At 60.4% G+C, this 17,074-nt stretch carries 16 protein-coding genes; 5 read left to right on the top strand and 11 right to left on the bottom strand.

Annotated features, from left to right (window positions below):
- The first annotated feature begins 277 nt into the window (after positions 1-277).
- Positions 278-1,231 carry a hypothetical protein gene (locus tag AC13CE_RS09240; RefSeq protein WP_482972194.1) on the top strand — a complete coding sequence of 318 codons (954 nt, stop codon included), beginning with the start codon at positions 278-280 and terminating at the stop codon, positions 1,229-1,231.
- 47 nt (positions 1,232-1,278) lie between these two features.
- The gene (locus tag AC13CE_RS09235) at positions 1,279-2,376 is read left to right on the top strand and encodes a PA0069 family radical SAM protein (protein WP_482972193.1); all 1,098 of its coding nucleotides are present in this window, start codon (positions 1,279-1,281) and stop codon (positions 2,374-2,376) included.
- On the opposite strand, the gene AC13CE_RS09230 is transcribed toward AC13CE_RS09235, so the two are convergent.
- The 9 genes from AC13CE_RS09230 to AC13CE_RS09190 form a co-directional block, all read right to left on the bottom strand.
- Positions 2,373-2,804 (bottom strand): DUF1330 domain-containing protein, encoded by a 432-nt coding sequence (locus AC13CE_RS09230; RefSeq protein ID WP_482972192.1) that lies wholly within the window; start codon positions 2,802-2,804, stop codon positions 2,373-2,375. The genes AC13CE_RS09235 and AC13CE_RS09230 overlap by 4 nt on opposite strands.
- A 10-nt stretch (positions 2,805-2,814) precedes the next feature.
- On the bottom strand, positions 2,815-3,360 hold the full coding sequence (locus AC13CE_RS09225) for a pseudouridine synthase (protein ID WP_482972191.1): 546 nt from the start codon (positions 3,358-3,360) through the stop codon (positions 2,815-2,817).
- A 3-nt stretch (positions 3,361-3,363) separates the two neighbouring features.
- Positions 3,364-4,968: a long-chain fatty acid--CoA ligase gene (locus AC13CE_RS09220; RefSeq protein WP_482972190.1), complete on the bottom strand. Its 1,605-nt coding sequence runs from the start codon at positions 4,966-4,968 to the stop codon at positions 3,364-3,366.
- Positions 4,969-5,012: 44 nt separating this feature from the next.
- Positions 5,013-8,486, bottom strand: coding sequence for a DNA polymerase III subunit alpha (gene dnaE / locus AC13CE_RS09215; RefSeq protein WP_482972197.1), 3,474 nt, complete (start codon positions 8,484-8,486; stop codon positions 5,013-5,015).
- A gap of 75 nt (positions 8,487-8,561) precedes the next feature.
- Entirely contained in the window at positions 8,562-8,891 is a 330-nt protein-coding gene (locus tag AC13CE_RS09210) for a hypothetical protein (protein ID WP_221541198.1), read from the bottom strand.
- 6 nt (positions 8,892-8,897) lie between these two features.
- Positions 8,898-9,377: a glutathione peroxidase gene (locus AC13CE_RS09205; protein ID WP_482972189.1), complete on the bottom strand. Its 480-nt coding sequence runs from the start codon at positions 9,375-9,377 to the stop codon at positions 8,898-8,900.
- Positions 9,378-9,413: 36 nt separating this feature from the next.
- Positions 9,414-9,692 carry a hypothetical protein gene (locus AC13CE_RS09200; RefSeq protein ID WP_482972188.1) on the bottom strand — a complete coding sequence of 93 codons (279 nt, stop codon included), beginning with the start codon at positions 9,690-9,692 and terminating at the stop codon, positions 9,414-9,416.
- 49 nt (positions 9,693-9,741) lie between these two features.
- Positions 9,742-10,428, bottom strand: a complete 687-nt coding sequence (locus tag AC13CE_RS09195; protein ID WP_473821497.1) for an ABC transporter ATP-binding protein — start codon at positions 10,426-10,428, stop codon at positions 9,742-9,744.
- Positions 10,421-11,662: a lipoprotein-releasing ABC transporter permease subunit gene (locus AC13CE_RS09190; RefSeq protein ID WP_482972187.1), complete on the bottom strand. Its 1,242-nt coding sequence runs from the start codon at positions 11,660-11,662 to the stop codon at positions 10,421-10,423. The genes AC13CE_RS09195 and AC13CE_RS09190 overlap by 8 nt, the downstream gene beginning before the upstream one ends.
- A 167-nt stretch (positions 11,663-11,829) precedes the next feature.
- Here AC13CE_RS09190 and purF point away from each other — a divergent pair, with 167 nt between their 5' ends.
- The 3 genes from purF (at position 11,830) to AC13CE_RS09175 (ending at position 14,479) form a co-directional block, all read left to right on the top strand.
- Positions 11,830-13,302, top strand: coding sequence for an amidophosphoribosyltransferase (purF, locus tag AC13CE_RS09185; RefSeq protein WP_221541193.1), 1,473 nt, complete (start codon positions 11,830-11,832; stop codon positions 13,300-13,302).
- Positions 13,299-14,006 (top strand): SDR family NAD(P)-dependent oxidoreductase, encoded by a 708-nt coding sequence (locus tag AC13CE_RS09180; RefSeq protein ID WP_482972186.1) that lies wholly within the window; start codon positions 13,299-13,301, stop codon positions 14,004-14,006. The genes purF and AC13CE_RS09180 overlap by 4 nt, the downstream gene beginning before the upstream one ends.
- Positions 14,007-14,131: 125 nt before the next feature.
- Complete coding sequence (locus tag AC13CE_RS09175) at positions 14,132-14,479, top strand: PilZ domain-containing protein (RefSeq protein ID WP_221541191.1); 348 nt, start codon at positions 14,132-14,134, stop codon at positions 14,477-14,479.
- A gap of 136 nt (positions 14,480-14,615) precedes the next feature.
- On the opposite strand, the gene AC13CE_RS09170 is transcribed toward AC13CE_RS09175, so the two are convergent.
- Positions 14,616-15,815, bottom strand: a complete 1,200-nt coding sequence (locus AC13CE_RS09170) for a serine hydrolase domain-containing protein (RefSeq protein WP_482972185.1) — start codon at positions 15,813-15,815, stop codon at positions 14,616-14,618.
- Entirely contained in the window at positions 15,812-17,056 is a 1,245-nt protein-coding gene (locus tag AC13CE_RS09165; RefSeq protein ID WP_482972196.1) for a class I SAM-dependent methyltransferase, read from the bottom strand. The genes AC13CE_RS09170 and AC13CE_RS09165 overlap by 4 nt, the downstream gene beginning before the upstream one ends.
- Between the last annotated feature and the right edge of the window lie 18 nt (positions 17,057-17,074).

The following is a 17,074-nucleotide window of genomic DNA, read 5'->3' as shown; positions in this document are numbered from 1 at the left end:
CGGACCCTTCCGCTTATCGGCACCGTCAGCAGCCGTCGGGATCAGCGCAAAGTCGAAATCCCCATAGCGCACCGCGTGCGGCCCGCGGGTTCGGGCACCGTCGACTTTCCGACGCCTCGCGGCGTCCGAAACTCTAAACGTAAGCGGAATGGCAGCTTTTTTGCTCTGCTAATCCAGAGCGGACGTCCGGCACTTCATTATCCCGCTGTCCTACAGCGTCCCTCGTGCATAATAGCGCTGATTCGCCTTGTTTTCCCATATCACGGAGACGCGGATCATGACCGATAATGCCGAGCCCACCACCGAACTTGCTCCCCGCGGCTGGACGCCCGAGCGCAAGATGCTCTTCCTCGATCGCCTTGCAGCCAGCGGCAATGCGCGCGCCGCCTGCCGCCGTGTCGGTCTGTCAGCGGAATCCGCCTATCGCCAGCGGCGCAAGGATCCGCTGTTCGCCCGGGCCTGGGCGGCGGCGGTGCTGCTGGGCCGCGATGCCAGCCAGCAGGTGCTGGCCGACCGGGCGGTCGACGGGATCGAAGAGGACGTGTGGCATCGCGGCGAAGTGGTTGGCACGCGCCGCCGCTACGATAGCCGCCTGCTACTTGCGCATCTGGCCCGGCTGGACAATCTCGCCAGCGAGGAGGCAGCCGGGGACGCGGCAATCTTCGAGGATCTGCTGACCCGTATCGGCAGCGGCGACAGCGCCGAAGGCGTGCCCGATCGCACGCGCTACATCCAGCGTGAAGTTGATCGGGCCTCCAAAGCAGCACGCCGCACCCAGCTTACCGTGGAACTGGACGAGGAAGACGGCCACCCGGGCGAGACGATCGAGGTGCCCGAACGGGACATCGACCACTTTTTCGGCTCCGATGCCGAAGCTGTGCGGGCCGATATGGAAGAGGCCGAGCAGGAAGCGGAAGAAGAGGCCCGCCGCGATGCTGCGGAAAGATGGGACAGGCTGGAGCGGCTTCGGGACTCTGCATTCGATCCGCCCTGCAAGAATCGCACCGATGCCGCATCAGGAAGCCCGGCCGAAGCGGTGAAACCGGCTGTATCACCGACGCCCCGCAACACGGGTTCGCAGCGATCATTGAACCTAGCTTCTGCAGCTCCCTGGACAGTGTCAACTGTGTCAACTTCAGCCCTGACCCGCGCTATTGCGGGGCCGCCAGCGGGGTATTCCATGAACCCGCGATCTCCGTTCGATGCTCCGAGATCTGTGCCGCGCCCATAGCAAGATTGGACTGGCGGAAATCATTTGTTCCGTTTATGTTCTCACAAATGGAACGTCGCTTCGAACCAGCCATTCCCGGCCGCGGGGCCCAGAACGCCGACGTTCCGACGCGCTTCGGCCTCGCGACTCGGGAGGTGGATGGCGACTGGCGCGATCACATGGAATCCCTCGCCGCGATCGAGGGCGGTCCGCCCGTAAAACTCCGCACCCATGTGACGGAAGAGCATCCCAAGACAATCATCAGCTTCAACCAGTCGCCAGACATAGGTTTCGACCGTTCGATTAACGCCTATCGCGGCTGTGAGCACGGCTGCGTCTATTGCTTTGCCCGCCCTACCCACGCCTATCACGACCTGTCGCCCGGCCTCGATTTCGAGACACAGCTCTTCGCCAAGCCGAATGCTGCCGAATTGCTATGCGCCACGCTGGCAAAACGGAATTATCGGCCCAGGCCGATTGCGATGGGAACCAATACCGATCCCTATCAGCCGATAGAGCGGCAGTACCGCATCACGCGGCAGGTGCTGGAAGTCTGCCTCGATGCGCGCCATCCGGTGACGATCACCACCAAGTCCGACCGCGTGCTCGACGATCTGGACCTTCTTTCAGAGATGGCGCAGCGGCGGCTGGTGGCGGTTGCTATTTCGGTGACCAGCCTCGATCCGAAGCTGTCGGGAAAGCTCGAACCGCGTGCAGCTGCGCCAGCCAAGCGTCTCGCGGCATTGGAAAAACTCGTCGCGGCAGGCGTCCCGACCCATTGCTCGGTCGCACCGGTGATCCCGGCGATCACCGACGAGTTCATGGAAGAAATCGTCGAGCGCGCCGCGGCCATCGGAGTGGGCAGCGTCGGCTGGATACCCCTGCGCCTGCCGCACGAAGTCGCTCCGCTGTTCCGCGATTGGCTCTCGGTCCACTATCCCGAGCGGGGCGACAAGGTGATGAGCATCGTCCGATCCATCCGCGGCGGCAAGGACAATGACCCGAACTTCTTCTCGCGCATGAAACCGACCGGCGTCTGGGCAGACCTGTTCCGCGCAAGGTTCCGCCTGGCCTGCAAGCGCGCGGGATTGGGCAAGGCAAAGTTCGAACTGGATTGCACACAGTTCAGGCCGCCAGCGATGGGCGGGCAGTTGCGGTTGCTTTAGAACCCCTCTCCCGCTGCACCCGGCTTGAACCGCACCAGTCTGCTGTCCACCAGCGCCGCCGTACGGTTCACGACTGCTCTTTGATAATCTGAATCCTTGATCATCTCGAAGAATGCGCCCGCATTGGGATATTGCGCCACGAAGCCATCGTGCCAGCGCATTTCTTCCGGGCCGGTCACCACCGTCTGGAACGCCCCGCGCCACACGATCTCGCCGCCAACGCGGCGGAAGATGGGGCCGCTGGTCTTGCCGTATTCCTCATAGGCCCGGCGGCCGCTCCAGCCCTTGTCGGCGTGTTCGTGGCCCTCGGGATATTCCGCTTCGTCGCGGTACAGGAGCAGGTTGAGCATGTGGATCGGTTCATCGCGAGGGAGGTCCTTGAATGCCTCGAAGTTCGCGCGGCTGGGGTCGATGTAGGTCTTGGTCACTGCGTTCTCCTCAAACTTGAATCTCACGATATGTGCCCGGCGCGATGCCATCCACGCTCCAATCGCCGATGCGCCATCGGATGAGTCGCAGCGTGGGCAGGCCCACCGCGGCAGTCATGCGCCGGACCTGACGATTGCGCCCCTCGGTGATCTCGAGTGCGATCCAGCTGTCGGGCACGGTCTTGCGATGCCGAACCGGAGGTTCGCGGTCCCAGACAGGCGGTGGATCGATCCTTCTGGCTCGCGCAGGCGCGGTCAGACCATCCTTGAGTTCGACCCCGCTCGCCAGCCGCTGAAGCGCATCGTCATCCGCTTCGCCTTCTACCTGCACGAGATAGGTCTTCGCCATCTTGTAGCGCGGTTCGGCAATGCGCGATTGCAGGCGCCCATCGTCTGTCAGGAGCAACAGACCTTCGCTGTCCTTGTCGAGCCTGCCGGCAGGATAGACATCCGGCACGTCGACCAGATGGGCCAGCGTGTCCTCTACCCCTTCCCTGCCCCCGGTGAATTGCGAGAGTACTCCGTAAGGCTTGTTGAGCAGGATCAGCAGGCTCACGCCCTAACGCGCTTCGGGCAATTTGTAGTCGCTGAAGCGCTCACGCAGATCCTTCTTGCTGATCTTGCCGGTCGCGGTGTGGGGAATGTCGTCGACGAATTCGATCGCGTCGGGCAACCACCATTTGGCGACCTTATCCGATAGAAATGCCACCACGCTGTCCGCATCGCATTCGGCGCCTTCTTTCTTGACGACGAACAATACGGGCCGCTCGTCCCATTTCGGGTGCGGCATTCCGACACAGGCTGCCTCGGCCACCGCCGGATGTCCCACGGCCGCATTTTCCAGCTCGACCGAGGAAATCCATTCGCCACCAGACTTGATGACGTCCTTGGTGCGGTCAGTCAGCTGAAGGGTGCCGTCTGGGTGCAGGATGCCAACGTCCCCGGTGTTGAACCAGCCATCTTCGGTGACTGCATCTTCGTCTGCCTTGAAATAGCGCTTGATGATCCACGGACCACGGATCTGAAGCGCGCCAGAGGTCTCGCCATCCCGCGGCAATACCTTGGTGAAATCGTCCAGATCGACGGTGCGCAGCTCGACGCCGAAAATCGGGCGTCCCTGCTTCATCGTCTTGGCGACCTTCTCATCGAAGCTGAGCTGGTCCCAATCCTGCGTTGGGCCGCCCACTGTGCCGATGGGGCTCGTCTCGGTCATGCCCCAAGCGTGCTGGACGCGCGTGCCGTTCTTCATCAATCGCTCGATCATGAACTTGGGTGCCGCGGACCCGCCGATAGTCGCAGCCTTCAACGGAGGCAGGTCGATGCCTTCCTTGTCGCAATACTGGAAATGGGCGAGCCAGACCGTGGGCACGCCCGCGCTGTCGGTTACCCCTTCCTTGATCATCATTTCGTGCAGCACCGCAGGGTCGTTCACCGCACTGAAAACGAATTTGATCCCGGCCATCGCCCCCGCATAAGGCAGGCCCCAGCTCGCCGCGTGGAACATCGGCACGACCGGCAGCATCACGCTGGCCGCGCTGAAATTGAATGCCGATGGCTGGAGGCCGGCCATCGCATGCATCAGCGTGCTGCGGTGCTCGTATTGCACGCCCTTGGGATTCCCGGTGGTGCCGCTGGTATAGCAGATCATGCATGGATCGCGCTCGTCACCCTGCACCCACTCGAAATTGCCGTCTTCGGCACCGATCCAGTCTTCGAAGGCGGTTGTCTGCTCGCCGCTGTCGAAACAGATATAGTGCTCTACCTGCGGCCAGCGATCACGCATCTTGTCGACTATCGGCTGGAACATCGCATCGTAAAGCACGACCCGGTCATCCGCGTGGTTGACGATATATTCGAGCTGATCCTCGAAAAGACGCGGATTCACGGTGTGCAGAACCCCGCCCATGCCCGCCACGCCGTACCAGCTGACGAGGTGACGTGAATGGTTCATCGCGATGCTGGCCACCTTGTCGCCCGGCTTGATCCCGAGCTTTTGAAGAGCCTGTGCCATTTTGAGCGCATCGCGGCGAATGCCGGCCCAATCGGTGCGGGTTTCACTTCCATCCGCCCAGCGGGTCACGATCTCGCGATCTGGCGCCTCACGGGCCGCGTGATCGATCACATGCGTCACACGCATGTTCCAGTCCTGCATCGCTCCAAGCATTCCAGTCTCTCTCCTCGCTTGATACCCCTTTATGGGGCCACCCTTCAGGCGACGAGGCGAAGGTGCGTGCCGCCGCGCCGCTTGTCGAGTTGCACCTTGGCAAGGCCGGGAACGCTTGCCAAGCGCTCAGCAAGCTCTCCGTCCAGGGCGAATGCGCGGCCCAGACGCATCACGGGTTCATGATCCCCGCCAATCCGTAGCGTTACAGCGACTTCGTCATTGCCGCTTGAAAGTTCGGACAATTCACGCTGAAGAATTTCCACCGCAGCGATGTCGTTGATCTCAAGCGTCAGGATCATGGGTGTCGAACCTTTCACCTCCGCCAGCGGGGTACCCCCGCGCACGGTAATGCGGGGAGGTTCATCGGGACTGGGCGAATCGAGCTCGACCTGAAGCAGCACGCAAGTCTGCTCCTCCGCCCATTTGAGGAACCGTTCGACCATGCTTTCTTCAAAACAGGCCGCACTGAACTGGCCGGTCGAATCGGAGAAGTCGGCGCGAATGAAGGGCTTGCCGCGGCGGGTGGTGCCCTTGTTCACCTTTTCGACCATGGCCGCCATAACCGCATTGGAGCGACCACCGGCGGGTGCTCCGCCTGCCATCAACGAGGCGTAGGTACGCGCTCCATTGGCCGAAGCGATGTCTTTCCACGCTGCGACCGGGTGGGCGGAGAAATAGAATCCGAAATTCTCGCGCTCTCTGGCCATTCGCTCGGCCCGTGGCCAGTCCTCGACCTCGCGAAGACGCAGAGTTTCGCCCTGGGCGGTTTCACCGCCAAACAGGCCTGCCTGCCCACTAGTGCGCTCGCGGTCGGCTGCATCGGCCACCGCCAACAACATATCCGCATTTGCGAAAACCTTCGCGCGGTTAGGCTCAAGACAGTCGAGTGCCCCGGAGCAGGCAAGCGCTTCGAGCTGGCGCGAATTCATCGAACCCTTCGGAATGCGTTCGAAAAGGTCCTGCAAGGTTTCGAACTTGCCGGAAGACTCACGCTCCGCAACGATCGTTTCCATGGCCCGCTCGCCCACGTTGCGAATGCCCGCGAGTGCATATCGTACCGCATACCCATCGTCGGTCTGTTCGACGGTGAATTCGGCTTCCGAGCGATTGATGCAGGGTGGCTCGACCGCAATCCCTTGCCGCCGCGCATCATCGACGAAGATCGTCAGTTTTTCCGATTGATGCATGTCGAAGCACATCGAAGCGGCAAAGAATTCTTCCGGATAGTGCGCTTTCAACCAGGCGGTCTGATAGGCGAGCAGAGCATAGGCGGCGGCGTGCGACTTGTTGAAGCCATACCCTGCGAATTTGTCGATCAAGTCGAACAATTCGTTCGCCTTGGCTTTCTCGATCCCGGAGACTTCCTTGCAGCCCGCGACGAAACGTTCGCGCTGCGCGTCCATCTCGGCCTGGACCTTTTTGCCCATGGCGCGGCGCAACAGGTCGGCGTCGCCCAGCGAATATCCGGCGAGGATCTGCGCGGCCTGCATCACCTGTTCCTGGTAGACGAAGATGCCGTAGGTTTCGGCAAGTATGCCCTCGAGTTTCTCATGCGGATACTCGATCGGGACCTCACCCGCCTTGCGCTTTCCGAACAGGGGTATGTTGTCCATCGGGCCGGGGCGATAGAGCGAGACGAGCGCGATGATGTCGCCGAAATTGGTCGGCTTCACGGCCGTCAGCGTGCGGCGCATGCCTTCCGATTCCAGCTGGAACACGCCGACCGTGTTGCCTGCCTTCATCAATTCGTAGACCGCCGGGTCGTCGAGTTCGAGCTTCGAAAGATCGATCTCGATATCCCGTTTCTTGAGCAGGTCGGTCGCTTTCTTGAGCACCGACAGGGTTTTCAGGCCGAGAAAGTCGAACTTTACGAGGCCGCTGCTCTCGACATTCTTCATGTCGTATTGCGTGACCGGCATGTCCGAACGGGGATCGCGATAGAGCGGCACCAGCTGTTCCAACGGCCGGTCGCCGATCACAACGCCCGCCGCGTGGGTCGAGCTGTTGCGAGGGAAACCTTCAAGCTGCATCGCGAGATCGATCAGCCGCTTGACCTCGTTATCGTTATCGTACTCGGCCTTGAAATCGGCCGCGCCGTTGAGCGCGCGGGGCAGCGTCCACGGATCGGTCGGATGGTTCGGCACCATTTTGCATATCCGGTCGACATGTCCATAGCTCATCTGGAGGATGCGGCCGGTATCGCGCAGGACGGCACGTGCTTTCAGCTTTCCGAAGGTGATGATCTGCGCGACGTGATCGTGGCCGTATTTCGCCTGCACATAACGTATCACCTCTCCGCGGCGGGTTTCGCAGAAGTCGATATCGAAGTCCGGCATGGACACGCGTTCGGGATTGAGGAAGCGTTCGAAGAGCAGGCCCAGCTTGATCGGATCGAGGTCCGTGATGGTAAGCGCCCAGGCAACGAGACTGCCTGCACCTGAACCACGGCCCGGGCCCACCGGAATGTCATGATCCTTGGCCCATTTGATGAAGTCGGCGACGATCAGGAAGTACCCGGGAAAGCCCATCTGATTGATGATGCCGACCTCGTAATCGAGCCGGTCGAAATAGACCTTGCGCTCGTCCTCGGTCATCTCGCCATAAGGTTCGAGCCGCTTTTCAAGGCCACGCCGGGCGTCCTCCTCGAGCATTCGTGCCTCGCCCTCCATGTCACCGGCAAGGCTGGGCAGGATCGGATCCCGATAGGGCGGCGCATATGCGCAGCGCTGGGCAATCACGAGTGTATTGGCCGTGGCCTCCGGCAAATCGTCGAAGGCCTCTTCCATCATGTGAGCAGTTTTTACGTAGCTTTCGGGGTTCGATTTGGGCCGTTCGTCTGCATCGATGTGAGTCGAGTTTGCGATGCACAACATGGCGTCATGCGCCTTGTACATATGCGGTTCGGCGAAGTTCGCAGGATTGGTCGCGACGAGAGGGAGGTCACGCTCATAAGCGAGGTCGATCAGCGCCGCCTCGGCAGCTTCCTCAACCGGGTTTCCGCGCCGAGCAAGTTCGACATAAAGGCGCCCAGGGAATAGCGCCTGAAGCTTGCCGAGCATTGCGATCGCATGGCTCGTCTGACCTTCGGCGAGCAGCTTCGTTACCCCGCCCTCGCTCGCGCCGGTAAGCGCGATCAGGCCTTCGGTTCGGCCCTCCAGATTTTCCATTCGGATATGGGGTTCGAATTCCAGCGGACGTTCGAGATGCGCTTTAGAAACGAGGTGGCAGAGATTGTCATATCCCGCTTCGCTTTGCGCATAGAGCGGAAGGTAATCGACCACCCGCCCTTCCTCGTCACGCGCCACTCCCAGAAGGGTGCCGGTGATCGGTTGAACGCCTTCGGCCTTGCAGGCATTGGCAAACATTACCGCGCCATAGAGGCCGTTACGGTCCGCCATGGCTATCGCGGGAAAGCCGCGCTCCTTGGCCAGCTTTGCCATCGCTTTCGGATCGATCGCCCCTTCGAGCATCGAATAGGCCGACAATACGCGAAGGGGGACAAAGGGCTTGTAGGGCATTCCGCCAAGGTAGGATTTCACGCGCCGAACTCAAAGCGCGCGAATCCGGTTATTCTCCACAACCGGTGGAGAAAATCACGGTTCGCGCACCGCCGCAATTTTGCGGCGTGTGTCGCGGATCGTCGACCAGGCTCCATAAACGATCAGCACAGCGAGAAATATCCACACCCACAAAGGTATGTTACGTCCTACAACGGCCAGATAAAGGTAGGCGGACACAAAGAAAAACCCAGCAAGCATCGTGGGAAGAACGGTAGAGCGTCCCGCCCTTGCACGCTTCACCACCCACGCAATCGACGCGAGGAAGAACGGAATTGCACCCACGTAAATAGCCCCGAAGACAAACGGGTTCACGCCGTAGTGCTCGCCAAGCGAGAGGAACCACAGGTTGATTTCAGCAAGCATGGCTGTTCAGAGCAGCTTTTCGATATCCTTGGCGATGGCAGCCGGCGCATCGGCTGGACCATAGCGCTTCACGACATTCCCTTCCCGGTCGATCAGGAACTTGGTGAAGTTCCATTTTATCGCCTTCGAACCCATCAAACCCGGCGCTTCGGCTTTCATCCAGTCAAACAGCGGACTGGCATTCTCGCCGTTCACGTCGATCTTCTCCATCAACGGAAAAGTCAGGCCGAAGTTGACCTTGCAGAACTGCTCGATCTCGCTGGCATCCCCGGGCTCCTGATTGCCGAACTGGTTGCAGGGAAAGGCCAGAACTTCAAAGCCCTGGTCGGCATAGTCCTGATAAAGCTTCTCCAGACCCTCGTATTGGGGAGTAAAGCCGCATTTGCTCGCAGTATTGACGACCAGGAGCACGCTACCAAGCTTGCCGCTAAGATCGAGTTGCTCACCCTTGTTGGTTGCGACGGTAAAATCGCCAATCGTGGTCATCAGAATTCTGTCCTTGCAGCAGGGTCCGGACGATAATCAGGCCCCTGGAAAATCCTCACGTGCAGCCAACGACTCTATCTCGGTGCGAGTCAACTTATGGTCGCCAGCTTTCTGTATCACATATTTGTCTCGATCCTCCGCCGGATAGGCCATGAACTGTCCCACCATTTCAGCGAGAGTACCTCCGCGGAGGCCTTTGCCGCCGTCGAAAACTCCTTGTCCATCGTCCGCAAGATGAAGCTCGGCGCGGTCGTCCCACTGGACGCCCTGACGATGTGTGTCATCGGCTTTGTAGGTGCTGGGATGGTCTGTCATGCAAATACTCCTTTGCATGAACAAACGGCCGAACCCCGCTTGGGGTCCGCTATTCCAGCACGCCTTCGTGCAAACGCACCACTCTGTCCATTCTTGCGGCAAGCCGCTCGTTATGCGTAGCTATCAGTGCGGCACTCCCCTCGCCTCGTACAAGCGAAAGAAATTGTTCGAGTACGCGATCCGAAGTTGCTTCGTCGAGATTTCCCGTAGGCTCGTCTGCGAGCACAAGGTCAGGCCGGTTGGCAAGGCCGCGCGCAACCGCGACACGCTGTTGTTCGCCGCCGGAAAGCTGGCTGGGTCGATGATCGAGCCGATGCTCGAGCCCAAGGGCAGTGAGCAGCTCTTCCGCCCGCACTTCCGCATCCTTGCGCGATTTCCCCGCCACAAGCTGCGGGAGAACCACGTTCTCCCTCGCATCGAAATCGGGCAGCAAATGGTGAAACTGGTAGACGAAGCCGAGATGGTCGCGGCGCAAGGTCGTCCGCGCATTGGCATCGCTCTTTTCCGCAGAATGGCCGCCGATCAGGATTTCACCGCCAAATCCGCCTTCCAGCAGACCGACCGCCTGAAGCAAGGTAGATTTACCCGAGCCTGACGGGCCGAGCAGCGCTACGATCTCCCCCGGCATCACATCGAGATTCACTCCGCGCAGGACATCGATGCGCACGCCACCTTGCTCGAAGCTGCGAGTGAGACCGCGGAGTTCGACAACGGGGCGCAACTGGCGATCATTCATAACGCAGGACCTGTACGGGATCGGTGCTCGCCGCTTTCAGCGCGGGATAAAGCGTCGCCAGAAAGCTCATGACGAGGGCAAGGCCGACGATCATCGCGATCTCGACCGGGTCGGGTTTGGACGGAATTGTACTGAGGAAGCGTACCTGAGGATCCCACAAATCGGCGCCCGTGAGCCAGCTAATTCCTCCCACAATCTGCTCGCGGAAACCGAGCACAAGCGCGCCGAGTATCAGGCCTGCGATCGTGCCGATGGCCCCCACGGTAAAGCCGGTGGTCACGAAAATCTTCGTCAGGCTGCGGCGCGTAGCCCCCATGGTTCGCATGATCGCAATATCGCGGGTTTTGGCACGAACCAGCATGACCAGGCTCGACAAGATATTGAAGGCCGCCACCAGGACCATGAAGCTCAAGGCAAAAGCCATTGCCGCCCGTTCGACCTGCAAGGCTTCGAACAGGGTCGAATTGATCGTTTTCCAGTCACGCACCACGGCCCGACCCGCCAATGCCTGCTCTACAGGAGCAAGAATCTCGCCAACTTCGTCCGGGTCGGTCACCTGGACCTCGATCATGCCGATCGTATCGCCGGTTAATAGCAGGGTCTGCGCATCCTGCATGGGCATCACCACGAAGGCGCCATCGTAGTCGTAAACACCGACCTCGAAGATGGCCGCGACCTCGTATCCAACTTGGCGCGGCACGGTTCCGAACGGTGTCGACCTGCCCTGAGGGTTGATGATCGTTATCGTATCACCCACGCGAGCACCGATATTCTCCGCGAGCCTTACGCCAATCGCTACCTTGCTGGCCCCCGACTGCAACTCGCCCATATTGCCGCTGATGACCTTTTCACCGAGTTCGCGAATGTCCTTCTGCGTGTTGCCGCGCAGGAGGATGGCCTCTACCCGGCCGTTGAACGTAGTCAGCAGTGGCTGTTCGATAAGCGGTGAAGCTTCCACGACGCCGGGTGTCTGTTCGACTTCCTGCAGAACCTGTTCCCAATCGTCGAGCCGGCCCCCGTAGGCCTGGACGATGGCATGGCCGTTCAGCCCGACAATCTTGTCCAGCAATTCTGCGCGGAATCCGTTCATCACGCTCATCACGATCACCAGCATGGCGACCGAGAGCATGACCACGGTGATCGAGATCCCCGCGACCAGCGCGATAAATGCCTCGCTCCTGCCCGGCAGCAGGTAACGTTTGGCGATTGTCCGTTCGAATGGTGAAAGCAGCAAGGCGGCCCTAGATAATAGTTGTCCGTTGGCAAGCGCGTTTAGGCAGAGTTTCATGCAAGCGCAATGAACACGGTCGAGCGACGCACATCCTCCCAACTCACTAGCCTTGTAATCGGGCCGTAACATCGCCATTGGAGCGGCATTCGAATGGCAGCGCGGACAGCACCATGATTTGCACCCACCCCTTCGTCGATGCGGATGGCGATAAGTTGCGCGAAGAGTGCGGCGTTTTCGGCGCGATCAACGCTGCCGATGCCACGGCTGTGACTGCGCTTGGCCTCCACGCCTTGCAGCATCGCGGCCAGGAAGCAGCCGGCATCGTCGCCTGGGATGGCGCCGAATTTCGCGTCCGACGCGGCCTTGGTCACGTAGCGGATAACTTCTCGTCGCACGAAGCGATTGCTGAGCTCCCCGGTCACATGGCGGCGGGCCATGTCCGGTATTCCACCACCGGCGGATCGGGCCTGCGCAACGTGCAGCCGTTATATGCCGATCTGGCAAGCGGCGGTTTTGCGGTGGCGCATAATGGAAACATTTCGAACGCAGGCACCTTGCGCGAAGAGCTCGTTCAACGCGGTGCTATTTTCCAGTCGACGTCGGATACCGAAGTGATCATTCATCTTGTCGCGACATCGCGTTATCCGACCATGGTTGACCGCTTGGTCGATGCCTTGCGCCTGCTGGAAGGCGCCTATGCACTGGTCGTCATGACGCCCGAGGGCATGATCGCCTGCCGCGATCCGCTTGGGATCAGGCCGCTGGTGATGGGCAAAATGGGCGATGCCACAGTCTTTGCCAGCGAAAGCGTGGCCTTCGACGTGGTCGGAGCGGAAATGATCCGGGAAGTCGAACCTGGTGAACTGATCAAAGTGGATTTCGACGGCAACGTAGATTCGCTTCACCCGTTCGGTTCGCACAAACCCCGGCCCTGCATCTTCGAGCATGTGTATTTCAGCCGACCCGACAGCTTCTTCGCGGGGCGAAGCGTCTATGAGGCGCGCAAGGCAATCGGCGCGGAACTCGCCAAGGAAAGTCCGGTCGAAGCAGACCTCGTCGTTCCTGTGCCGGATAGCGGCGTTCCGGCGGCAATCGGCTATGCTCAGGAAGCCGGCATCCCTTTCGAGCTTGGCATTATTCGCTCGCACTATGTGGGTCGCACCTTCATCCAGCCTTCTGACGGTGCACGGCATGCGGGCGTGAAGCGTAAGCACAATGCCAATCGCAACCTTGTGGCAGGCAAGCGCATCGTACTGATCGACGACTCAATCGTTCGCGGCACGACATCGCTCCAGATCGTCGAGATGATGCGCGATGCCGGGGCGAAGGAAGTTCATTTCCGTGTTGCCAGCCCACCAACCGCGCACAGCTGCTTTTACGGCGTCGATACCCCGGAGCGGAGCAAGCTGCTCGCCGCGCGAATGGATGTCGAACCCATGCGCGAATTCATCAAGGCAGACAGCCTTGCATTCGTGTCGATCGACGGGCTTTATCGGGCCGTGGGCGAAAAGCCGCGCGTCAAGGAATGCCCGCAGTTCTGCGATGCGTGCTTCACAGGGGATTACCCAACGTCGTTGACCGATCTGGCCAAGCGCGAGGACAAGCAGCAACAGCTCGCTTTCCCGGTGGGCAAAGTCGCATGACCAAACCTCTTGAAGGCAAGCTCGCCCTCGTCACGGGTGCCAGCAAGGGTATCGGCGCAGCGACGGCCATCGCGCTCGCAGAAGCGGGCGCGCATGTGATACTTACCGCACGCGATGTCCGCACTTTGGAGGCTGTCGAGGACCTTGTCCACAAAACCGGCGGCACGTCCACCATCGCACCAGTTGACCTTGCCGAAAGCGACGGCATCGCCCGGCTCGCCTCGGCGATCGCCAGTCGATGGGATAAGCTGGATTTCCTGATTATCTCAGCCGCATATCTGCCAACGCTTTCGCCTGTCACCCAGATCGACGGCAAACAGTTCAGTCAGGCGGTGACGACAAACCTGCTTGCAACGCAGGCGCTTCTGGCCAATTTCGATCCCTTGCTTAAGCGCGCCGAAGCGGCCCGCGTCATCGGCCTGACCAGCAGCGTCGGGAAAGAACCTCGCGCCTATTGGTCGGCTTACGGAGCGACCAAGGCCGCCTTCGACAATCTGCTCGACTCCTATGCGCAGGAGGTCGAGAAAATCGGCAATGTACGGGTGGCCACTCTCGATCCGGGCGCGACCCGGACGGCGATGCGCGCGAAAGCATACCCGGGCGAAGATCCGCAAACGGTAAAGCCGCCGGAAGAGGTTGCGGCCCGGATTGTCGACCTGTTGGTTAACGACTTCCCGACCCGGCACAGGGAGCGGGTGGGCTAGCGCGTTAACCCTACGCCATGACCATTCCTTAATCTCGCTCAGCGACACTCCGATAAATATAAATATCGCGCGCGCTTCATGTGCGCGTCTTCGGTACTCGAACTCAGGGCAAGGGATCGCCGCTCATGACCTACCAGACGCAAGATCGCTATACGATGGTCGCTCAGGAAGATCGCTGCGCGCCGCGGACCAAGCTGACCATTCCCGGCCAGCTTCGTGCCAGCGGAGGACGTGCCTTCCAGACCGTAGTGCATGATCTATCGATTTCGGGTTTCTCGGCGGCTGCGATCAACCGCATGCACGAAGGGCAGATGTGCTGGCTTACCCTCCCCGGACTGGAATCGCTTCAGGCGCAGGTCGTATGGTGGGAAAACTGCATGGTCGGTTGCGCCTTCAACGAGCTGCTTTCGCCGATCGTGCACGACAATATCCTCGCCCGCTACAGCGGCCAGGGTGCCTACCGCCCCTACTGACTTTCACGGGCACGGCGAGAATGCCGACAAATTGGCGGCGGCCTGAAGGGCCTGGCCTGAACCGTGTCCGGATGGATCGTCGTCGGTGGCGGTGTGCTGTGACAGTCACCGCCACCACTCGTATCGGGTGCCTGCCCTATTCAGCGTTTGACGAAATGAGGCTTACCAGTTCACGAAACTTCGCACGGTTATCCGAACTCGTCGCGGTAGGCCAGTTGCTGACTACCGCCACAACGATATTCCGGCTCGGCACGATCGTTATCGCCTGCCCGAAGATACCTTGAGCGCCGTAATTGCCGCCTGGAAAGGCCCACCATTGGTAGCCGTATCCGAAGCCGGGTGCCTGCGGCCCGAACTCCACCACCGGTGCGCCAGCCCTGTCAAACCAACCTTGCGGGACTACACCGTTTCCGCCTTCCAGCACGAATTGCCCGAACCGCGCATAATCGGATAGTCGCAGCGACAAGCAGCAACCGCCGATATTGCCGCCGGTGAGGTCCTGCATCCAGAACAGTGAACCTTCGAAGCCGGCAGGTGCGACGATCTTCTCCGCAGCATATGCAGCCAGCGACTTCCCCGTCGCCTCTTCCACGATAAGACCGAGCAGATTGGTTTCCAGTGTCTTGTAGACCCACTTCTCCCCTGCTGGAGCCTCTCGCCGCAACGTGCGTGCGTAGGTTACGGCCTGCGATTCACCTTCTACGGGAGTGACTGCCAGCATTTTGGCCACATCGCTGTCCGGGTCGGTATAATCCTCGTTCCACGCCACGCCCGAAGTCATTGCCGCAATCTGGCCAACGGTCACGCCCTCATACGCCGTACCTGCGAGTGCCGGGATCACATCGGTAACGGGCGTATCGAGGCTTTCGATATCTCCATCCTCGATAGCCGCACCAAGAAGTGTCGAAGTGAAGCTCTTGGCCACAGAGAAACTGGTCCATCGCTCTTCGGGCTGAAAACCGAGACCGTATTCCTCGAAGACGATTTCGCCATCCTTCAGTACCATCAGCCCGGCTGCCGAAGTATCGGCGATGAACTGGCGGGCACGGGCAACCGTGGCATTGTCGAGCGGGCTACCGGCCGGCAATTCACGCGGGGCCGGAGCAGGCGCAACCTCCAAACCGGGAAATAGCCCTTCCATATCCCGGAAGGCTGCGGAGCGGCGCTCGTCACTCCAGAAAAGGATAGAGTCGGAGGGATCCAGGCTCGCAATCTCTGCAGGTGTCGATTGCGTCACCATTGGTACGGCAGTCGGCGCCGGAGGCACCTCGACGACATTCATGCAGCCGGTGAGTGCCAGTACCAAGCCGGAAGCCAGTATCGCTCGCATCTTCATTCTCCCTCCTTCACCAGGGTTACCTGGTGCACATTGATCCCACCGCCGCGAAAACCTCCTTCGCAGTACATGAGGTAATAGCGCCACAAGTCGCAAAACCGGTTGTCGAAGCCCGGCGGCAGGCGGCCTTCTTCCACAGCACGTTCGAAGCGTTGCCGCCACAGCCACAGCGTTCCGGCATAATCGAGTCCGAAATCGGTCTGATCCTGCCAATGGAGGCCGCGTTCTTCGGCTAGGCGGCGGAATTCGCTGGTGCGGATCAGCAGACCGCCCGGAAAGATATAGGCCTGGATGAAGTCAGCGCTCTTGGCATAATCGTCGAACAATTCGTCGCGCATCGAGATATACTGGATCGCGGCACGTCCGCCCGCTTTGAGATTTCGCGCGATGCAATCCATATATGTCGGCCAGTATTCGCGGCCCAGCGCCTCGACCATCTCGACGCTGACGATCGCGTCATACTGGCCTGCGGTGTCGCGATAGTCCTGCTTGCGGAAGTCTATGTCGCTCGAATGATGCGCCCTCGCCCATGCCAGTTGCTCTTCCGACAGGCTGATTGCCGTAACATGGCTACCTTGCCTCAGAAGGTAATCCGCAAGGGCACCCCAGCCGCAACCGATTTCCAGAACCGTATCCACATCGCCGATCCGGTCGCGCAATGCGGCCCATTTGCGCCTTTGTGCAGCCTCAAGATCCTCGCCTGAAACTGCCAGCGCCGAGGAATAGCTCATCGTCGGATCGAGCCATGCCTCGTAGAAATCATTGCCCAGGTCGTAATGCGCGGAGATGTTCTTCTGAGCGCCCTTGTGGGTGTTGCGATTGACGAGATGCGCAAGTTTCAGCCCCTGACGGAAAGGCCCCTTCGCACGAGCCGTATCGCCGAGACGCTCCGCATGCTGCATGAACAAGGCAAAGAGCGGCACCGGATCGGGACTCCACCACTCGCCCGCCTCCCACGCCTGATACCACCCTACAGAGCCATTGCTCGCCAGACGGACGAGCGCATTGTAGTTGCGCAGTTCGACGACACATTCGAAGCCCGGTTCCCGGCCGCCAAGCACACAGGAGCTTCCATCGGGCAAAGTGCCGTGGATCGTACCGCTGGTCAGTGCGGCATCGATCTTCCCGAGTATCTTTCGAAAGCCGGGCGCGATCAGCCGTGCGAGCCAACCGGGCTTGCGCGCGAAGGGTTTCGAACCTTCGACGAGATCGCGTCCGCGCTGGCTGGCCTGCATGTCCATGCGGCGCGCTATGCCGCG

Source organism: Qipengyuania sp. B-5, assembly GCF_056857815.1.
Note: the sequence above shows the minus strand (reverse complement) of the source record. Positions and strands in the feature narration are given on the sequence as shown.

Coding starts and splice junctions, on each gene's coding strand:
- AC13CE_RS09240 (WP_482972194.1), top strand. CDS start 278: ATGACCGATAATGCCGAGCCCACCACCGAACTTGCTCCCCGCGGCTGG.
- AC13CE_RS09235 (WP_482972193.1), top strand. CDS start 1,279: ATGGAACGTCGCTTCGAACCAGCCATTCCCGGCCGCGGGGCCCAGAAC.
- AC13CE_RS09220 (WP_482972190.1), bottom strand. CDS start 4,968: ATGCTTGGAGCGATGCAGGACTGGAACATGCGTGTGACGCATGTGATC.
- dnaE (WP_482972197.1), bottom strand. CDS start 8,486: ATGCCCTACAAGCCCTTTGTCCCCCTTCGCGTATTGTCGGCCTATTCG.
- AC13CE_RS09210 (WP_221541198.1), bottom strand. CDS start 8,891: ATGCTTGCTGAAATCAACCTGTGGTTCCTCTCGCTTGGCGAGCACTAC.
- AC13CE_RS09205 (WP_482972189.1), bottom strand. CDS start 9,377: ATGACCACGATTGGCGATTTTACCGTCGCAACCAACAAGGGTGAGCAA.
- AC13CE_RS09200 (WP_482972188.1), bottom strand. CDS start 9,692: ATGACAGACCATCCCAGCACCTACAAAGCCGATGACACACATCGTCAG.
- AC13CE_RS09195 (WP_473821497.1), bottom strand. CDS start 10,428: ATGAATGATCGCCAGTTGCGCCCCGTTGTCGAACTCCGCGGTCTCACT.
- purF (WP_221541193.1), top strand. CDS start 11,830: ATGATTTGCACCCACCCCTTCGTCGATGCGGATGGCGATAAGTTGCGC.
- AC13CE_RS09180 (WP_482972186.1), top strand. CDS start 13,299: ATGACCAAACCTCTTGAAGGCAAGCTCGCCCTCGTCACGGGTGCCAGC.
- AC13CE_RS09175 (WP_221541191.1), top strand. CDS start 14,132: ATGACCTACCAGACGCAAGATCGCTATACGATGGTCGCTCAGGAAGAT.
- AC13CE_RS09170 (WP_482972185.1), bottom strand. CDS start 15,815: ATGAAGATGCGAGCGATACTGGCTTCCGGCTTGGTACTGGCACTCACC.
- AC13CE_RS09165 (WP_482972196.1), bottom strand. CDS start 17,056: ATGGACATGCAGGCCAGCCAGCGCGGACGCGATCTCGTCGAAGGTTCG.